Source organism: Nostoc sp. JL34 (genome assembly GCF_017114945.1).
Lineage (GTDB): Bacteria > Cyanobacteriota > Cyanobacteriia > Cyanobacteriales > Nostocaceae > Nostoc.
In genome coordinates, this window is sequence record NZ_JABXKQ010000148.1 from 18,987 (window position 1) to 38,822 (window position 19,836).

At 41.8% G+C, this 19,836-nt stretch carries 9 protein-coding genes; 6 read left to right on the forward strand and 3 right to left on the reverse strand.

All coding sequences use genetic code 11. The annotated features are described in order from the left end of the window. Positions 1–79: 79 nt before the first annotated feature. Positions 80–4,744: a GAF domain-containing protein gene (locus tag HWQ44_RS27175; RefSeq protein WP_292725080.1), complete on the reverse strand. Its 4,665-nt coding sequence runs from the start codon at positions 4,742–4,744 to the stop codon at positions 80–82. 214 nt (positions 4,745–4,958) lie between these two features. Between HWQ44_RS27175 and HWQ44_RS27180 the strand changes: the two genes are divergently transcribed. From HWQ44_RS27180 to cbiE, 6 genes are all read left to right on the forward strand, one after another. Then, a complete protein-coding gene (locus tag HWQ44_RS27180; protein ID WP_292725082.1) occupies positions 4,959–5,282 on the forward strand; it encodes a YnfA family protein in 324 nt (107 codons plus the stop codon). A 474-nt stretch (positions 5,283–5,756) separates the two neighbouring features. Further along, positions 5,757–7,172, forward strand: a complete 1,416-nt coding sequence (locus tag HWQ44_RS27185; RefSeq protein WP_292725084.1) for an ammonium transporter — start codon at positions 5,757–5,759, stop codon at positions 7,170–7,172. Positions 7,173–7,316: 144 nt separating this feature from the next. Next, the gene (locus tag HWQ44_RS27190) at positions 7,317–8,174 is read left to right on the forward strand and encodes an SGNH/GDSL hydrolase family protein (RefSeq protein ID WP_292725086.1); all 858 of its coding nucleotides are present in this window, start codon (positions 7,317–7,319) and stop codon (positions 8,172–8,174) included. 95 nt (positions 8,175–8,269) lie between these two features. Next, positions 8,270–9,478, forward strand: coding sequence for a 4-hydroxy-3-methylbut-2-enyl diphosphate reductase (locus HWQ44_RS27195; protein WP_292725088.1), 1,209 nt, complete (start codon positions 8,270–8,272; stop codon positions 9,476–9,478). A 125-nt stretch (positions 9,479–9,603) separates the two neighbouring features. Continuing rightward, complete coding sequence (locus HWQ44_RS27200; RefSeq protein ID WP_292725090.1) at positions 9,604–9,744, forward strand: hypothetical protein; 141 nt, start codon at positions 9,604–9,606, stop codon at positions 9,742–9,744. 95 nt (positions 9,745–9,839) lie between these two features. Then, positions 9,840–11,048, forward strand: coding sequence for a precorrin-6y C5,15-methyltransferase (decarboxylating) subunit CbiE (gene cbiE / locus HWQ44_RS27205; RefSeq protein ID WP_292725092.1), 1,209 nt, complete (start codon positions 9,840–9,842; stop codon positions 11,046–11,048). 112 nt (positions 11,049–11,160) lie between these two features. Here the strand turns inward: cbiE and HWQ44_RS27210 are convergent, their stop codons facing one another. Next, the gene (locus tag HWQ44_RS27210) at positions 11,161–13,773 is read right to left on the reverse strand and encodes a GUN4 domain-containing protein (protein WP_292725094.1); all 2,613 of its coding nucleotides are present in this window, start codon (positions 13,771–13,773) and stop codon (positions 11,161–11,163) included. 145 nt (positions 13,774–13,918) lie between these two features. Beyond that, positions 13,919–19,579 (reverse strand): alpha-2-macroglobulin, encoded by a 5,661-nt coding sequence (locus HWQ44_RS27215; protein WP_292725096.1) that lies wholly within the window; start codon positions 19,577–19,579, stop codon positions 13,919–13,921. Positions 19,580–19,836: the final 257 nt, after the last annotated feature.

Sequence of the window (19,836 nt, forward strand, 5' to 3'; positions counted from 1 at the left end):
CGATGACTCGCTAACGCTGCGCTATCGCGCTTGGCGTCTCCCTTTGGGAGATGACTCACTACCGCTTCGCTAACACCAGTCATACAGAATTCAGAATTGAACTCTGTTTTGTTAGAAATTCTTGAATACGGTTGACAAATTCTTCTAATTCTGAAATTAAGTTAGTCGTACCTCTAAGCTCTTGATAGTCAGCTAGTTGTTCTAGTTTGTCTGCTGCTAGGTACATAACTGAGGCTCCAATATTGGCACTGGCACCTTTAAGATGATGGGCTTCTCGGGCTATTTGGTCAAAGTCATGAGATGCGATCGCTGCTTTAATTATCTCTAAACGGGGTTTAATATCTTCAATGCATATTTGCAATAGATTTAATTCAAATTCTTGATCGTTTCCCGATATCTGATGCAAGTGTTCCCAATCAATTGCTAGGTCAGTGGAAATTATCTGTTCATACACAACTGCCTCTTGTTGCGAAACGATCACGCCTGTCCAATGCTCTAGGGTTGCAGCCAATTTTTCTTTAAACACTGGCTTACTCAAATAGTCGTCCATTCCGGCATTTAGACACATTTGTTCATCTTCTTTCATCGCATTAGCTGTCATCGCAATCACCACAGGACGACGACGCAGGGCAAAAGTGTCCTCTTGCCAACGATGAATTTCTTTTGTGGTTTCCAATCCGTCGAGAATTGGCATTTGGCAATCCATTAGAATCAAATCGTAAGGAATTTTTTCTAATTGCTGCAAAACTTCCCTGCCATTAGCAACGACATCGGCTTTGTAGCCCAAACTCTGGAGTTGCTTCAAGGCTACTTTCTGATTCACCAAATTATCTTCAGCTATGAGAATTCTTAACTTGGATTTAGTAGAGGGGTTCGGGGAAGAGGAAGTAAGAATGCCGGAATTTTCTGTACTCTGGATTTCTTCAGTAGCCTCTAGCTTCCAGTCTCTAGCCCCTTGTGCTGATTTCGGCTGAGTTTCTAAAATAGTCGTGATCGTATCGAGAAGTCGTGATGGCTTAATAGGTTTGACCAAATAAGCAGCGAATCCGATTTTGAGCGCCTGCTGTACTTCATCCCGTTGATTAGTAGAGGCGAGCATAATCAAAGGTATCTCAGCAATTGCAGAATTGGCTTGAATTTGTTCTCCTATTGTCATGCCATTTGTTCGGGGTATTTGCATATCAACCAAGGCGACATCATAAAATTTCCCTTGCTCACAAGCTTGCTGAATAACTTTGAGGGCCGCAGCAATATTGTCAGCTTGATCTACCTGCATTCCCCAATAAGTAGCTTGATGGGAAATAATTTTGCAATTAGTAGCGTTGTTATCCACCATTAACAAGCGGCGATTGTGCAAAAGTCCGCGATCGCATTTTGGCAAAACAGGCTCTACTTGGTTGGTAAAAAGCACCTCAAACCAAAACGTAGATCCTTTTCCTACTTGACTTTCTACCCCAATCACTCCTCCCATCAAGGTCACTAGTTGTTTACAGATGGCTAATCCCAAACCGGTACCACCATACTTGCGAGTCGTAGAAGCATCCACTTGGGTAAATGGCGTAAAGAGTTTGCGTTGATCTTCAGGGCTAATGCCAAGACCTGTATCTGTAACGGCAAAATGGATAGTGGCTGTAGTGGAGGAAAACGAACGCAATTCGGCTTGTACTAATACTTCGCCAGTGCTGGTGAACTTGATGGCGTTGCTGATTAAATTCATCAGAATTTGTCGCAGTCTACCAGTATCTCCTTTGAGGTGAGTGGGAACATTGTGCTCAATCATAGCGGCAATTTCTAATCCCTTGTTATGAGCAGAGGGAGCCAATAATTCCACCACTTCTTCCACACAAGTGGATAGGTCAAAATCTAGAGTTTCGAGAGCCATCTCTCCAGCCTCAAGTTTAGAAAGATCCAAAATCTCGTTGATTAAACTTAAAAGGGCATCTCCACTACTCCGAATTATTTCAATAAAATCTCGCTGTTCTGCGTCTAAGGGAGTATCTAACACCAAACTGGTCATTCCCAATACAGCGTTCATCGGAGTGCGAATTTCATGACTGATATTTGCCAAAAAGGCACTTTTCGTCTGAGAAGCTAATTCGGCTTGGCGGCGGGCAATTTCGAGTTCTTGTCGCTGACGAGTTTCTGCTGCTAATAGTTGGGCTTGGGTTAAGGCAATACCTACTTGGTCGGCTATTTGCCGCAAAAGATGAGTTTCAAAGCCAGACCAGTGGTGAGAATCGTCACACTGATGAACTATGAGCAAACCGCGAACTTCTTCTTTGACAAGAATGGGCACAACCAAATTGACCTTGACCCCAAACTGTTGCATTAATTCCAGATGGCTTTGTTCAACTTCCAACAGATCCAAGTTAGCCAGCCCTAAAACCCTTCCTTGACGGTACTGCTGTAGATAGTATTGTTGTAGATATTCTGCTTGGAAGTAGGGGGGAGTGATGCTTTGCTCCTTGATTGCTGGTAAGCCAGAAACTACTGCTTCAATAACGGTGTTTGCAGACTGATCTGGTAAAAGCTGATAGATCAAAACTCGGTCAGTCTGGAGAATCTTTTGTACCTCCTCGACAGTGATTTGGAGAATTTCTTCAATTTGCAAAGACTGGCGAATCTTGAGGGTGATTTCGGTAAATAGTTGCGATCGCAAATTTTGGCGTTGTATTTCTTCTTCAGCCTGTTTTTGCTGGATAAATTGCCCTACTTGCTCACCGATAGAATTCATCGCTTTTATCAAATCTTGGTCAGGCGGATGGATTTCACGGTTGAAGCAGGTAATGACACCGAGGATTTTGTTACCGCTGCGGATCGGAAAACCAAAAGCGGCATGTAGTCCTACTTGAGCAGCTATTTTGAAGTTAGGGAAATTAATATCTTTAGCGATATCAGCGATCCAAACAGATTCAGAACTAGCCCAAACCCGTCCAGGTAGTCCAATTCCTCGGACAAAAGTGGTTTGGCGCTTCAGTGTTTCAAACTCTTGCATCTCAAGGGATGGTTTATGCCATATATCGAGAAAACGCAACACATTTGCCTGCTGATCCACCATCCAAATTTCACCCAAATCCCATCTCAAACTCTCACAGATCCCTTGCAAAATTTGGCGGGTAGCTTCGTTGATTGTGGCGGACTCTGCTAAGACGCGGGTTGCAGCATATTGTGCAGTCAAATGCTGTTGTGTTCGTTTGCGATCGGTAATGTCAATCCCAGTGCCAACAATGTACTCAATACAGCCCTGATAGTCTTTTAAAATGGTATTCGACCAGGAAATCAGCCGCCGACTACCATTCTTCATTACCCAATAATTTTCGTACTCATTGGGAAGTTGACCAGTTAGCAATTGCTCAAAAACTGCTTTAATCGGCTCCACCTCTTCAGGAATTAGGAACAAGTTCCAGCAATACCTACCCCTCACCTCATCAAAAGAGTAACCCGTTATTTGCTCACAGGCTTGATTGAAACGAACGATTTGCCCTTGAGAATCGAGAACTATTACCAAGGCGCCGACTGTATCAAGGACTGCTGAGATAAAGTTGCGTTCTTGATTTAAGGTTTCTTCTGTTCTCTTCCGCTCAGTAACCTCACGATAGATGAAGTAGTAGACTACAGCAAGAACGATAAAACTGAGGCTGATGGCGATCGCAAGTGTCACAATTGTGTTGCGATTCCTAGCTTGTTTTGCTTGTGACTGCTGCTGAAGCCACCCCCTTTGCTCGTTCTCTATCTCATTGATCGCCTTGCGGATATCATCCATGAGATTTTGTTGATCGTTTCTCAGTAGTACTTGCAACGCCGCCTCTAATCCCTTATTCTGGCGCAAGTCAATAGTCTGTTTTAGTTCAGTAAGTTTAGCCGTTATGAGAAATTCCAGCGTTGCGATCTGCTTTCGTTGATTCGGTTGATTTGCTGTTAAATTCTTCAGTTTGGCAATTTCTTGATCGACGTTAGCAAGTGCTGCTTGATACGGTTTGAGATAACTTTGTTTTCCAGTCAGGATGTAAGCACTTTGTCTAGTCTCAGCATCCTTGATGTAGGTCAGTAGTTCTTCTACACTGTTGAGTTTTTTATAAGTATTTTTTACTATACTGCGATTATTAGTAGATCCTCTTGTATGTTGATAAGAAACCACGCCAATCAAAACTAAAATTGCCGACGCCAAACCAAAACCTGCGGCAATCTTTTTGAAAAATTGCTTGCGTACTTTCTGCGTCTGTTTGCTTTTCTTGGTAACAAGTACCAAACTGGCTAAATTTCGGCGCAATTCCAATTGCTTAATGACTTGACGACCTAAGGTTCGTAATGCCTCAAGTTGTTCTGGAGTAAGTTCTCGTGGTACGTAGTCAATTACACATAGGGTTCCTAGTGCATATCCCTCAGGATTAGTCAGAGGAACACCAACATAAAATCGGATATTTGGATCAGAAGTGACCAGTGGGTTTGTAGCGAACCGTTCGTCATCTGTTGCATCAGGCACAACCAAAACCTCAGGGTGTAGTATAGCATGGGCACAGAATGCCAAATCTCGGTGTGTTTCTAGGACTTCCATTCCGACTTTTGACTTGAACCACTGGCGATTTGTATCAATCAAGCTAATTAAGGCAATAGGAGTCTGACAAATATACGAGGCTAAACGGGTGAGATCGTCAAAGGCGGCTTCAGATGGCGTATCGAGAATCTTATACTGCAAAAGCGTCTCGATTCTCTGTGCTTCGTTATCAGGTAATGGTGCTTTCATCCTTGAGCCTTATCTACATTACTGGGGAAGAAGCAGGGGAGGCAGGCGAGGCAGGGGAGGCAGGGGAGCAGGAAATAACCAATGCCCCATGCCCAATGCCCAATGACCAATGCCCAATGCCCAGTTCAACAAACTTACTTTAATTAATGACAATAGTTTGGTTAAAAGCGTTAGCGTAATTTCACTGAGTTCAGTTTATTAAATAATGAGTTAAATGATTAAGTCTCTACTGTATTTTTTATGGGCTGGTTTATTTGAAATCGGGGGCGGCTATCTGATCTGGTTGTGGTTGCGCGAAGGTAAACCGTTCTGGTGGGGGATATTGGGGGGAATTGCTTTAGCTTTCTATGGAATTATTGCGACTCTCCAACCGGCGAATTTTGGCAGAGTGTATGCGGCTTACGGCGGCGTATTTATGGTGATGGCAATGCTTTGGGGTTGGAAGGTAGACGGGGTAACTCCAGACCGCTACGACTTAATGGGAGTATGTTTAGCTTTAGTGAGTGTTTTAATTATCATGTTTGCACCTAGAGCTTAAGTAAAATTTATATATTATTTTTGACCAATAAATTTTATCTTATTACCTTTTCAACAGATAATAACTTTAGGCAAAATTGCAAAACTTTTTTAGCAACTAACCGATGGAAAGCAACCATGCGGATATTTCTCCATGTATGCGTCAGATACAAAGAGGAATCACGACATATTTGGGCAAATTATCTGATAAATGACAATTATTGGAAATTCTCATAAATATCTTGGTTTGTAACATTAGGTAACTAAAGATTTGGAATTTTGTAGCGCTTGAATAAAATGTTATTTTTCAAAAAAAAGATGCAATAATTCCATGCGTACACCCTGATTTCAATCTTGGCAACTACAATCAGGATTATATTTTTGTTAACATTTCAAGAAAATTCAGGTTAAGTAACTTTCAAGACAAAATTGTGTCAACAAAAGTAATCAAATGTAGTTAAGTATACAAATCATTGGTGCTTAGGAAGAAAAAGAAGTGTTGAAGAAAGTTGTGATGATTGGGGCTATCACCCTACTGTTTTTGGGAGTACCGCTGATGGGCAATGCTTTTGCCCAAACACCAGCCGCTGCTCCACCTACTGCTGATACTGGAGATACAGCATTTATGCTGATTTCAGCAGCACTTGTGCTGCTAATGACACCAGGATTGGCGTTCTTCTATGGTGGATTTGTGCGATCGCGCAACGTCCTAAACACATTGATGATGAGCTTTGTGTTAATGGCGATTGTGGGAGTTACCTGGATTCTCTGGGGTTATAGTCTTTCTTTTGCGCCAGGTTTACCGTTTATCGGTGGATTGCAATGGTTCGGGTTGAATGGTGTCGGGTTAGAGATAACCGATTATCTCAAAGGGTCAAACCCGCCGGAAGTCGTCTCTTATGCCGGAACGATACCCCACCAGGCATTCATGATCTACCAAGCCATGTTTGCCATTATCACCCCAGCCTTAATTTCTGGAGCGATCGCAGAGCGGATGAGTTTCCGCGCCTATTCCTTGTTTGTGCTACTGTGGTCAACCTTTGTTTACGCCCCCCTGGCCCACATGGTATGGGCGAAAGGTGGATTTTTAGGTTTGTATGGTGGATTGGGTGCTCTCGACTTTGCCGGTGGTACAGTAGTTCACATTAGTTCTGGCGTTTCAGCCCTGGTAGCTGCGATCGTCCTTGGGCCTCGCAAAACCCATCCTGATCGCCTTAGCCCCCCGCACAACGTTCCGTTTATTTTGCTAGGTGCTGGCTTGCTGTGGTTTGGTTGGTTCGGCTTCAACGCTGGGAGTGCCCTATCTGTTGCTAGTGGAACTTCTGGTAACTTAGTCACAAATGTGGCAACAACAGCCTTTGTCGCCACCAATGCAGCGGCGGCGGCAGCAGCTTTAATGTGGCTAATTTTGGAAGCAGCTTTACGGGGTAAACCAACCGCCGTGGGAGCAGCGACAGGAGCCGTTGCTGGTTTGGTGGGCATCACTCCCGCCGCCGGATTTGTCACACCGCTATCAGCGATTTTAATTGGTTTCATCACCGCCTTTGTTTGCTTCTATGCCATCAGTTTCAAGCACAAGCTAGAAATTGACGATGCTTTAGATACCTATCCCGTGCATGGGGTTGGTGGTACAGTGGGGGCAATTTTAACGGCCATCTTTGCCACGACTCAAGTCAACGGAGGAGGTAAAGATGGAGTGCTGCGTGGTAATTTGGGTGAATTGGGAGTTGAACTAGCAGCAATTGCCGTTGCTTATGCGATCGCAGGTGTTGGTACGTGGATTATCCTCAAGGTGATCGATGCTACAGTCGGTCTGCGAGTCAAAGAAGAAGCGGAATTGCAAGGTTTGGATATCAACGAACACGGTGAAGAAGGTTATAACTCAGAATTTGGCGATCGTCCCACTCAGTAGAGAGTGCTGAGTGCTGAGTTTGGAGTTTGGAGGAAAGAACTTTCTGTTTGCTTCTCCAATTCCCAATCCCCCACTTTAAAATTGTGTCATTTGCGATCGCTAGCGTTAAAATTTGATTCAAATAATTGGTAAATTTCGCTAGTCGTGTCTACTTCTGCAAAAACCTTTCCTATCTGGGCATTTTTCTCGCTGTTAACCAACGGCATCCTAATGTTGGCGGTCATTCTGCTAATTTGGCAACAGCAGAGATTGGCCGCTTTTTTTGGGATAATAACATCCCCAGAGCCAATCAACTTGAACAACTCACGCCAAATTGCTACACCTGATTTAGGTCGCCGTCACCAACTCACTTACCAGGAGTGGGTAGACATCCTCAAACAAGAAGCCAAGGTTGCTGCTGACCAACGTCCTCCGCATTTAACTATCCTGGCGGGAGATTCTCTGAGTTTGTGGTTTCCCCCTGAGTTATTACCTGAAAGTAAAAATTGGCTCAATCAAGGAATTTCTGGCGAAACCAGCAATGGACTCTTAAAAAGATTGAAGATATTTGACCGCACCCAGCCAGAGGTGATTTTTGTGATGATTGGCATTAATGACTTAATTCGCGGCATGAGTGATGGGGTAATTTTAGATAATCAGCGGCAAATTATCAATTACCTCCGAAAGACGCATCCCACAGCGCAAATTGTTGTCCAATCGATTTTGCCACATGGGGCAGAAGAAGCAACTTGGAAAGGACGAGATAAACTTCTGGCTATTGCCAATAGTCGCATTCGCGAGTTGAATCAGCAACTACAAAGCATATCTACCAAAAAAGGTGTCAAATATCTCGATTTATATCCGCTGTTTACCAACAAGCAAGGAAATCTCCGCCGCGAATTTACTACTGATGGCTTACATTTAAGTCCTGAAGGCTATATGGTTTGGCGTTCTGCATTGCAGATTTATAGCGAGATCGAATTAAAACCTCAGCGTCAACGTCCTTCGGGGGAAAAAGGGTAAAGGACAAAAAGAAGTAATATCTTTGAATACAACTCCGTATAAATCGCGTCTTGGCGCGAGAAAATAAGAAATAGTGGTTTAAGTAGACAAATCTAATGGATACAAAAGCTTTTAAGCGCAGCCTCCAACATTCAGAAAATTACAATCGCAAGGGCTTTGGTCATCAAGCAGAAGTTGCCACCCAGTTGCAATCTGAGTATCAGAGTAACTTGATTCAGGAAATTCGCGATCGCAATTACATCCTACAACGAGGTGATGTGACGATTCGCCTCGCACAAGCTTTTGGCTTTTGCTGGGGTGTAGAACGGGCTGTAGCGATGGCCTATGAAACCCGTCAGCACTTCCCCACAGAACACATCTGGATTACTAACGAGATTATTCACAACCCTTCTGTAAATCAACGGATGCAGGAGATGGAAGTAGAATTCATCCCCATTGAAGGAAAGAATAAAGACTTTTCTGTTGTTGGCACTGGTGATGTGGTCATATTACCGGCTTTCGGGGCAAGCGTTCAAGAAATGCAGATACTTCACGATAAAGGCTGCAAAATTGTTGATACAACTTGTCCTTGGGTATCTAAAGTTTGGAATACAGTAGAAAAGCACAAAAAAATCGATTATACATCAATAATTCACGGTAAATATAAGCACGAAGAAACAGTTGCCACTAGTTCCTTTGCTGGCAAGTATTTAATAGTCTTGAATTTGCCAGAAGCGGAATATGTTGCTGACTATATTATCAATGGTGGGAACCGGGAAGAATTCCTAACAAAATTTGCTAAAGCTTGTTCAGCAGGATTTGACCCGGAGCGAGATTTAGAAAGAGTTGGTATTGCTAACCAAACTACCATGCTTAAAGGCGAAACCGAGCAAATCGGCAAGATTTTTGAGCGAACTATGTTGCAAAAGTATGGCCCCACCGAATTAAATCAGCATTTCCAAAGCTTTAATACTATCTGTGACGCCACCCAAGAACGGCAAGATGCCATGTTGGAATTAGTGGAACATAATTTAGATTTGATGGTAGTAATTGGTGGGTTTAATTCCTCGAATACTACTCAATTGCAACAAATTGCTTTTGAGCGGGGAATTCCTTCTTATCATATAGATACTGTTGAACGCCTAAAATCAGGAGATTCCATTGAACATCGGCAATTAAATGGGCAGTTAATAACTACAGAAAACTGGTTACCAGATGGAGAAATTGTCGTAGGAATTACTTCTGGTGCTTCTACGCCAGATAAGGTGGTAGAAGATGTGATTGAGAAGATTTTTGCTGTGAAAGCAACAGCAACACTGGTTTAACAGCGCTCATTTATTGATTTAATCTCTTGGCAAAACACCACACCAAGATCAGTTATCAGTAGCTAGTGTTCACTGATAACTGATGACTGTTCACTGTTTGAAGAATTGGTGAAAAACTTAAACAAATGGCTATTTATGAGCAAATTGGTAAAAGCTATAATTTGACTCGTCGGGCTGACTCTGACATTGCCGCTCTATTAGCTGTTCACCTGCAAATCAAATCAGATATATCGTATCTTGATGTGGGATGTGGTACCGGAAATTAGCAGATATTAATACAGGACGGTTCACCAAGATTTTCCAAAAGTATGAAAACAATCACAGAGATTACTTATTTGTAATCGCTAATACATGAATTAGCATGACACAAAAATGGCTTTCTATCGTCGGCATTGGGGAAGATGGATTACAGGGGTTAAGCGCGATCGCTCGTTCTCTAGTCGATCAAGCTAAAGTAATTGTGGGAGGCGATCGCCATTTAGCAATGCTCCCTAAAGATGACCAACGTGAGAAACTAGTCTGGACATCCCCTATTAGTACTTCTGTAGAGGAAATCATCAGGCGTCGAGGTCAGCCAATCTGCATACTTGCAAGCGGCGATCCTATGTGTTACGGCATTGGTGTTACCTTGATGCGGCGAATTCCTGTCTCCCAAATGACGATTATCCCCGCACCTTCAGCCTTCAGCCTCGCCTGTGCGAGGGTCGGATGGTCTTTAACTGAGGTGGAAACCTTGAGTTTAAATGGTCGTCCATCCTCCTTACTCCAGTCTTACATCTATCCAAAAGCGCGGCTGTTGATTTTGAGTGAAGGGAAGGACACACCCGCCATTGTTGCCCAAATTTTGACAAATCGCGGCTATGGTGGCAGTAACATTACCGTCTTGGAACGCATGGGTGGCACTCAGGAAAGAATTGTAGAAGGTACGGCTGCATCTTGGAGTGAAACTGAAGTTGCTGCTTTAAATGCGATCGCAGTTGATTGTATTGCTGATGCTGGGGTTATTCCTTTACCAAGATTACCAGGATTACCAGATAACGCCTACCACCACGATGGACAGTTAACTAAACGTGAGGTTAGGGCAATCACTCTAGCAGTTTTGGCTCCCACACCGGGAGAATTATTGTGGGATGTTGGCGCGGGTTGCGGTTCCATTTCTATCGAATGGATGCGGAGTAATGCTCGGTGTCGAGCGATCGCGATCGAACAAAACTCATCTAGACTACTATATATTGCCGATAATGCCGCCACTCTCGGTACTCCAAATCTGCAAATCATTGAAGGTAAAGCGCCTCATGTTCTGAAAGATTTGCCTACACCAGATGCGATTTTTATTGGTGGTGGCGTAACAGCAACGGGACTTTTTGATGTTTGCTGGGAAGCATTGCGGCCGGGTGGACGTTTGGTGGCAAATGTGGTGACGGTAGAGGGTGAGCAAACTTTATTTCAATGGCATGAACGAGTCTGTGGCGATTTAACTCGTATAGCCATTCAGCGGGCGGAACCTATTGGTAAATTTTTGGGCTGGCGAGGAATGGCGGGTGTGACGCAATTGGTAGTTGTAAAATAACGAGATTTGTATTGCATCTCGAAACTTGCTAGGTCTCAAAACCTCAAAAGTCTATGAATTCGTAAAGAAGTAAGTTGTGGGAAAATTTTTTAAGGACTTAAACTGTTATATATTACAGCTTACAAGTTTCCGCGCGAGAGAAAAGATCCACTAATAGTGGTGTCGCATTATCTGTAGCATAGGTAGGTAAGTTTCCCTCTGGGCAATCCTCTAACACAAAGGTAAAGTCTTTGTACTCCACCCAGTCTTCCTCTTTTCTCCACCCCATACGATTGAATAGCCTCACAAAGTTTTGCCCCTCGTCTTCATAAATACGCTTCTGTACACTCAACCCAAAGCGACCTTCGCTGTATTGTACCCAAAGTTGGTCAATAGTGCGGAGGTCTGAGCAGGGAAATTTTTTAATAGATTCAATATCAAGCCAGCCTAAGTGTTTTCTGTTAGCCACTTTGAGCATAATTCGTGTTGTTTCCTCGTCAGCCTCACGCCACTGACCCGCCTCTAGGTAATCTAAAAGTTGAATGTATTGAGTTGGCCATTGGTCTTGAACAATCCGAATCCCCACTCCACCATTGCGATTTTCCTGTGTCCAACAAGAAAGATCCTTATTATCTTTTGCAAGATACTGTCTTGCTTCGTCCTCTGTTGGCAATCTATAATTTGTCAGCTTATCAGTTGATTGCCTCAAAGGAGAATTTATACTCAGCCATGCACAAAACCTATTTGCGGCTTGGAAACTTATTCCTGTAATCGGTTTAGTTGCATCAGTAGATTTCAAGTTAGTGGGTAATAAACTGGGGTCAGCGCTAGCTTCACTCACTCCAAAGTTATTTGTCATGAACAGCTTATACTCTGCATAAGTAATGTAGCTCTGATCGATTTCTTGAGTGTTATTAATCCTCAATAAACTTTTCAGCCTGCGTGCTAATCTTACTTGTGCAGCTATCTTGGCAATTTGTGGATTTTCAGATGCCAATCCAGCTTCTAGAATTTGTTCAAGTTGTCGCTGTGTGTTTGATTCTACTTTTTTGCTTTCTTTCAGACAATCATAAGCAAGGGTTAATGAGACAACACTTTGATTTTTTAATGCTGCTTGAATTAAGCTTGTAGCATCACTTTGAGCCGCATAAAGGCGAATGGTTTCAGCCCACCAAGGATTATCAAAATTAGTAATTAAAATATTCTCTTGCTGCAATTCTTTCACTTCAGCCGCCGCCAAATATTCTTGAAAACTCAAATGAGCAAATTCCAAAATGCCTTGCTCTCTTTCTACCAATAAGCCACTTACATCTTTAATTTGCTCTAAAAATTCTGCTGTTATTAGTGTCGTGCCTACTATTTTTTGCAGTTCGCTAGCAATTAAATTTTGCACTTTTACTACTGTAAAACTGCGACTTTTCCGTCGCATTAAATCAAGTGCCAAAACTTGCAAAACTGATTTACTTTGTTCCACGGTGAGAGGAGCTTTAATTTTTTTCGCCGCCTGTCGCGTTCCCAATAGCAACTCACAGATTTTTTGGTATAGTTCTACCCTGCGTCCTGGTAATGTACTACCACTGTAGTGAACTGTAGCAATCATCGTTATCAGCAGCGGATTTTTAGCCATATCTGCTATGGCGCGATTGTTAATAATGCGTTCGATTAAATCATTTGCATTAGTTTTAGCTTCTGCCCGCACTACTGAATTATTTCTTCCCGCCCGACATCTAATTTCGGTTTGCAGATACCAGCTATGAATAAATTGCTTCATCTGCTCTAAGGTGAAGGGTAGTACTTGTAAGATAACTCCCACTTCATCCACTGGCGCACTAGTGTAGCCATAAGGACGGGATGTCAGAATAAAGGCTGTTTTCCTATAGGTTATTATCTGCTGATTCACCCATTGGCTAACAGAAATGCGCTCTTTTTCATCGGCAACTTCATCCAGTCCATCCAACATTACCAAACAATTGCCAAGTTTTAACTGTTCTTGAAACCAGTTTGGCGGTGGATTAAGTTCTGCAAAAGCAGGTTGAATTTTGAGGTGGTCGGTAATTAATTGTGGCAGAGTCGGCGGTTGCTGACTTGTAATCTGTTCGCGCACATCGCGTAGATACAAAAGCACTGGTACAAATTTTGGTGCTTTATACTTGCCATGATCATTTTTGGCATAAGTCAGAGTTAAATGTTTAAGCAGCGTCGTTTTTCCATATCCAGGCGGAGCAATCACAGCCATGCATCGATAAACTGGTTCTTTGGGGATTGCAGCTAAAAAATTCCAAATTTCCTGATTCTCCAAAGTCTTAGAGGGGCTTTGATCGGACACCATCGCTCCAGGGATATTCTCTGGCGTTTCTGTCTCGACTTTTAGCGGTACAAATACATCCTCTAAATCCAACACAGGTAAGCCAATTCTGAAGCCCTCTGTTTTATAGTCCCGATAAAAATCGACCAAAGTTTGCTGATAGGTTCCCTGGAAATCTGAAGTGCGCTCACGAAATTTAGCCGGTAAGGTGTCTATTTGTTCACCAACCCACTGTCCAGCTTTTTCCCCTTTTTCTTCTGCCTTTTTTTCTATGGCTTCCATGAATTTGCCACTAAACTTGACCCAGACAGATGAACCAGCAGTGATAAACGTTGAGAGTCCAGCTTGTGTCCATTGATGATTCCAGAGAAAATGAGCCGTTATACCGGCTCCAGCACCAGTAGGGAGCCATTTGATCAACGCCTGCGTAATCTTTTGCATCTGCCTGATCTTGATAAAATGGGTATTAGTCTACCTAACAACCTTTATCTAGAGGTGATTGGGTATATCTTTCTATTTAGAAAGATACACTTATCTACTCACTGAAGTTTTAGTTTTTCGGATTTTTTCCAGATTAAGGCTAATCCTACTCCAATATCAGTGTAGACTCAGCAGTACGCCCAAATTCTTCTGGTGCATATTGCAGATGAACTTCTGCACCAGGCCAAGAAAATGTACCAGGAGTAACAGAACGGACTAAGTAATGCAGACTATAAACTCCTGGTTCCAAGTGGTCAGCGTAGGCGATAATGCGATCGCGGTACACATTCTTAAACCCAAGTTCCCAGCTATCGGCTTTTGCTTGTAATGCAGCTGTGGTAGTTTGAAAACTTGCATCCACCGCCTCAAAACCTGATGGTAACGGATCTTTAATCACCAGATGATCTACAGGATGATCGACGATAACTTCTAAACCAATATCAAACACCTGTCCAGAGGCTAAAGTCAAGGGTTTATCGAAAGCGTAAAGACCTGTTTTTTGCAAAACTTTCTCTTCATTTAATTTGCTAATTTCTCGTGTTACCCTTAACCCGTTAAACCTACCTGGTTGATTTCCCTGTAAGCGATAATTATAAGAAACCAAATAGTGCAAAGTGCCATTACCTGATTTTTGCAGCGTTAAATCATTACGCCCACGAGGTAATTTATTCATCGGTACATTTAGCTGTAAGCTAGGATTTTGGTAGCCATTAAACCGATTTTCTCCTAATTTATTACCAGCTAATTCCACTGTAGCAACAAAATTCGGTGGCGTGGGTTGTAGTTGGCTATATTCTACTAAAGCTGTTAAGGCTTGGGCATTATTATAGTTAGTTTGCCATGTGCCATTGCGTCGTAATGCGAGAAGACTTTGGAATAACTTATCTATAATTTCGGGTTTACTTTGTTTGGCAATAAATAAGCGTAAAGCTTGTGCTTGCGTTGTGGTAGATGAACTCATCCATCCCCAACTAGTTGGTAAACTCACAACTGCTGTGCGACCAGTTTCATATATATTCTGTTGCAGCTTATTCACTAATTGTTGAGATTCATCTTGCCATTCTGGGAATTGAGATAAGTATCGCGCTAGTTTAATTTGAGTTGCTACATCAAAGTTATTGCGCTGTTCATAAATATCTGCGAGAAAAGTATTGCGTTTATCTCCTACTTCTGCCATGGCAATTAAAGCATTAAGTTGCAGTTGTCTTTTACACAGTAGTTGTTTACAAAAATCGTATTCTCCAGGGTTCGCCAGAACTTTTTGCAAATAAGTTTTGAGGCGAGACACCATTGCAGAATCTACTAAATTAGGGAACACCTGACTGGCTTTAGCGAAAGATTCAGCCGTATAAGAAGAAACCCAAGGGTCAGATTTTTCTTGTCCGGGGAAAGCTGCAAAACCACCATCGGCTATTTGGAGTTTTTGTAATTTTTCGATTGCTTGACTTGCCTGTTGGCTAGGATTAAATTCTGCAAATGCCTGACCATATTTTTGGGTAATAGTTTGCAGATTTGCCGCAATTATTAACTGACTTGCAGCAGGTTCTGTGAACGGCAAATCATCTTCTTCTAAAATCTGCTTTGCTGGTGCTTGAATCTCCGGTATCAAAGTACTCGCCAATTGAATATCTAAACCTCCCGCATCAGGGAAGGTATTTTTATCGACATTCAGGGGAATCTTCACTTGTTTTTCAGTAACACCAGATTCAACAACTTGTTCTGTAATTTCAATTGGCTTAATTTCCAAAGGTACTTCAAAAGCATCTGTGGCTGTACCATTTAGCTGAGTGGTAAAGCGAACTTTCCCGACTCCCTCACTATCCGCCAGCATGGGAAAGCGATAAGCATGAGTTGCGGATTCAGCTTTGGTTTGCAAAGAAGTTGCTGTGGGGTTTTTATCAGCAAACTTCACAGTACCGCTAAGTTCGCCATTAATTGAGAGATTTCCTGTATTCCCAGTGTTGTTTGTTACAGATAAACCGGCAAGGATGCGATCGCCTGGACGGGCAAATTGTGGCAAGATGGCATTAGTTAGCAGTGGCTTAGTGCTGATAAACGTCGCATCCCCATTCCCGAAACGCAGATTTCCATCGGTGGCGACAGCCATGACTCGCCATGTAGTTAAGTCATCCGGTAATTTAAAGGTTATCTGTGCATTTCCATTTGCATCTGTAAGGACAGAACCGTTGTAGTAAGCTAAGGCTTGAAAATCGGTGCGAGTGCGAGTATTGGCTGCACCAGTTGAGAAACCACCGCCATAACCCCAACCTTTTGGTTTAGCTACATCTTGTGCTTGTAATATGACATCTGGTCGATTATCACTAAAGCGGGTAGATATTGACTGTTCTGCATAAACTGTATCTACCAAATCTGGTGGACGATAACCAGAAAGTTGTAACACTGCCTCGTTTACCACCATGACTGTAAACTGTCCTTTGGTGGGGTTTCCTTGATTGTCCTTCAATTCTAGTTGTACTGTTTCTTCTGCACCAGGTTCTAATGATGCTTGCACTGGTTTAACTTGCAGTTTTAAATACTTATCTTCTAAGTTAACTTTAAAAGGTGTAAAACCAATCTTCACCAAGTTATCTAAACTTCCCACTTCCACTTGGTTGATGGGTTTACCTTGTCTTACTAAGACAGCTTCGATTGCTGCATTTGGCAGCATTTCTGGCGTGACTTGAAACTGTATTTTTGGTGTGCCCCCTTGAACTTTGATAATCTGCTGATAAAGGGGTTTATCTTTAATCACAGCAAAGTATAATTCTGCATCTGGATAAGGAGATTGAATTATTGCAGTAGCAGTATCACCAGGTTTGAATTCTTTTTTATCTAATTTAACTTCTAAAACATCTTCTTCTCTAGAACCCCAAAATACTGGATTTTCTCCAGTTGCCCAAATTTGTAAATCTGTGGCACCTAATTCGCCTTTGGCATCGCTAAAATTAACTCTAATCCGGTATGAACCAGATTCCGGTGCTGTCAAATTTACCGATTGCGGATTACTCGCAGATGTAATTTCTGCTTGTCCTACTGTTTTATATTCAACTTGATTTTTTGGTGTTCGGCTACCTTCTACTAACTGCGTGATGCTGCTATATTTAATCTGTTGTAATTCCAGCTGCACTCGTTGACCTGTGATTGGTTTTCCTGTCGGGTCAGTAACAATCACTTCAATAGGAAAAGCCTTACCAGCATCAGCGATAAAATTACTTTTTAACCCGATGAGGCGATTACTGGGTAAAGCGGTAAAAGTTTTGGAATTCGCTACAGACAGATTAGAAACATCTGCAACTTGCACATCCACTTGGTAAGTCATCGGATATGGTAAATCATTTGCCACATTCACAGTTTGACTACTTTTACCATTAGCATCTAGCTGGGAATTAGTTTGCAACACATCACTAGATATAGTAGGGGTTTCCTCCGGCCACAGCCATTGTCTACCAAAAGTAAATTCATCCCAACCTTTAGGAACAAAATCAGCCTGCTGGCGAGTGATAAAATATTTTGCTTCTCCACCTTCTACAGGTGCGCCAAACAAATAATTGCTGGTAGCATTAATATCAACTTTCTCGTCAATGAAAGCAAATTCTTTATCTAACTTGAGTTCTACTTTAAAATTGGGTGGCTTAAACTCAGCTACCCGAAATTCTCCAGAAATTTCTTGTCCATTCTTACCTTTCGCCTGGATTGTATAATAGCCTAAACGCTGAGTAGTTTTGATTGGCAGTTCCAGAGAAAATGTACCAAATTCATTTGTAGTTTGCGTACCTAAATTGACCTTTTGTCCATCAGGATTTACCAAAGTTAATTGGTAAACAGCATTTTTATCTTGCTGAATTGCACCATTTTGTAAGTAGTCTGCAAATCCAGTCAACCAAGCTTTTTCACCTGGTTGATATAACTGTCTGTCTGAAAAAATTACCCCGCGTGATTCTGGCTTACCATTTTGCCAACCCGCATCAATACCATATCCATAAACGCCGCTATATTCCTCAACCCTAGCAAATGCCCAATCTTGATTTTCACGGGCAATTACTAATAACTGTGGTGATTTACTAGAGCTTTCATTCCCAGAATAACATTTCTCTAATCCTTCACGAACAATAAAAAAAGTTCCATTTTCATCAGTTTTACCTGTTGCACAGGCTACAGGTTCCGGGCGAGATTTTGCTTGTAATTTTGATTGATAAATTTCAACAACAGATGCTTTCACTGGTGAACCATCTGTAAGATGATTGACGCGAATTAACCCTGACTCAGGAAACCATTGAGTAAATACGCCCAAATTCGTCAATTCAACTAAGCCATAAGTCGTAGGTTCACGCCACAGTTCCTTCCCATTCTCCTGATATTTATTAGTGCGGGCTTGCACTCCATAAGCTAACATCCCCGTAGCAGCGCTGATTTTTTCTCGCAGAGGAACAGCAATATCAACTGATTGATTTTTCTTACCCGATACCTTAAAGCTTTGCCATTCAGCAGGTTGTGGTAATAAATCACTACTATTATTAAAATAAACTAAATCTGTCGGTTGAACTACCCGATAAGCGGCTTTATATTTAGATTCTGGCAGATTTCCTGTACTAATATTTAGCTGCAAATCTTTACTTGTAGGGAAAATATTCAAATCTGATGGTACCCAGATATCTCCAGCTAAATCTCCAGTGTCATATTTAAGTGTGACAGGTTTACCCAAAGTCTGCCCAAACTTATCTTTGAGATTTTCGCCGATAGTAATTGTATAAGTCTTGGTGGGTTCTAGCGCATAAGGATTGATACCGACAATTTTATCTTCATCATTTATTTGGATAATTCTCGAAATTTCTTTTGGTGCTGGATTAATGGAAATATTTTCTTTAGCTGAATCTGACAATAAAACATTATTAAATTCTAGCTGTGGACTGCCTTTAATAAATCTTCCAAAAGTCCCCCCTGAATCTGGCTGCCCGTAAAAGTTAATTTTCTGAAATGCCAAAGGCGAATAAGTTGCTAACTTAGTAGCAAATTCTTTGGCTGTAGGTAGATTACCATAAGCAGGAAGTATTCCTGGAGAAAATACCAGGCGATAACTGGTTGCTTTTTCCAGATTTTGCTGGGGGATGAGGTTATAAATCCAATTGCGGGCTGAAGGGTCAAATTTTTCTAAAGGGTCTTCTTCATTTTTTACTGGTTTTTCTTCTTTGTTTAATTCAACTTTAAAACCTACACCCTTGTTTTTTCCTTCAGGAATTAGTTGTAAATGTTCTTGTACCGAAGCTAAATCTAATTCTACATTTGAAGTAAACTGCAATTTTTGCTGTAAATCAATTGGTTCAATATCAGCTTTTTCAATAGGATTGACACCGGGTAAATTAGTCAGGTTGATAGATTCGGTGTTGAATGTCCAAGGTAAGTCTTTGTCTAGACGATGATTTTTTAAATCGGCTAAACCTGCTTTGAGAGTGACTTGAAATCTTGTCGCGATTGGCAATGCTTTATCAGCTTGAAATCCCACCATGCGCGGTGTTAAAAAGCGAAATTGACCGGGTAAAGGCGGCCAAAGTACAAATTTTTCTAATATTTTTTGCTGTTCTGGACTATCAAGATTTTCAACTGGGATTAAAGCTTCTTTAAAACGGATGCGGATTTGGTTAAGAGGTTTTGCATCCCCAATGGGACTAATTTGTTCAATCCAGTCTGGTAATTTTGGTGGTGTGAGTGGAGATACTGCTGGGAGTTGTTCTTTACTTGAGTTAATACCAAAAAAATTACACCCTGTCATCGCTAGTATAAATGTAAAGAGCAGAAGAAACTGTATTGTTCTCTTGCGACTTGAGGAATGGGCAATTTTTTTTAACGAACCGCCCAGGACGCGAAGGACGCGATAGGTAAATTTATAGTGGAAACGCAGTAGAATTCTGATAATCATCTTTTTAGTAATTCAAAATTAAAATTAACAAATTATAGCGAATAAAAGTTTGCCTTACCCCATTCATTGGGCAATGTCAAGGCTAATAAAAGACGCGCAATTACTAGTTA

What these genes read in the sequence shown, in the direction of transcription:
- HWQ44_RS27210 (WP_292725094.1), bottom strand. Translation starts at nt 13,773, where the DNA reads ATGCAAAAGATTACGCAGGCGTTGATCAAATGGCTCCCTACTGGTGCT.
- HWQ44_RS27175 (WP_292725080.1), bottom strand. Translation starts at nt 4,744, where the DNA reads ATGAAAGCACCATTACCTGATAACGAAGCACAGAGAATCGAGACGCTT.
- HWQ44_RS27180 (WP_292725082.1), top strand. Translation starts at nt 4,959, where the DNA reads ATGATTAAGTCTCTACTGTATTTTTTATGGGCTGGTTTATTTGAAATC.
- HWQ44_RS27215 (WP_292725096.1), bottom strand. Translation starts at nt 19,579, where the DNA reads ATGACAGGGTGTAATTTTTTTGGTATTAACTCAAGTAAAGAACAACTC.
- HWQ44_RS27195 (WP_292725088.1), top strand. Translation starts at nt 8,270, where the DNA reads ATGGATACAAAAGCTTTTAAGCGCAGCCTCCAACATTCAGAAAATTAC.
- HWQ44_RS27200 (WP_292725090.1), top strand. Translation starts at nt 9,604, where the DNA reads ATGGCTATTTATGAGCAAATTGGTAAAAGCTATAATTTGACTCGTCGG.
- cbiE (WP_292725092.1), top strand. Translation starts at nt 9,840, where the DNA reads ATGACACAAAAATGGCTTTCTATCGTCGGCATTGGGGAAGATGGATTA.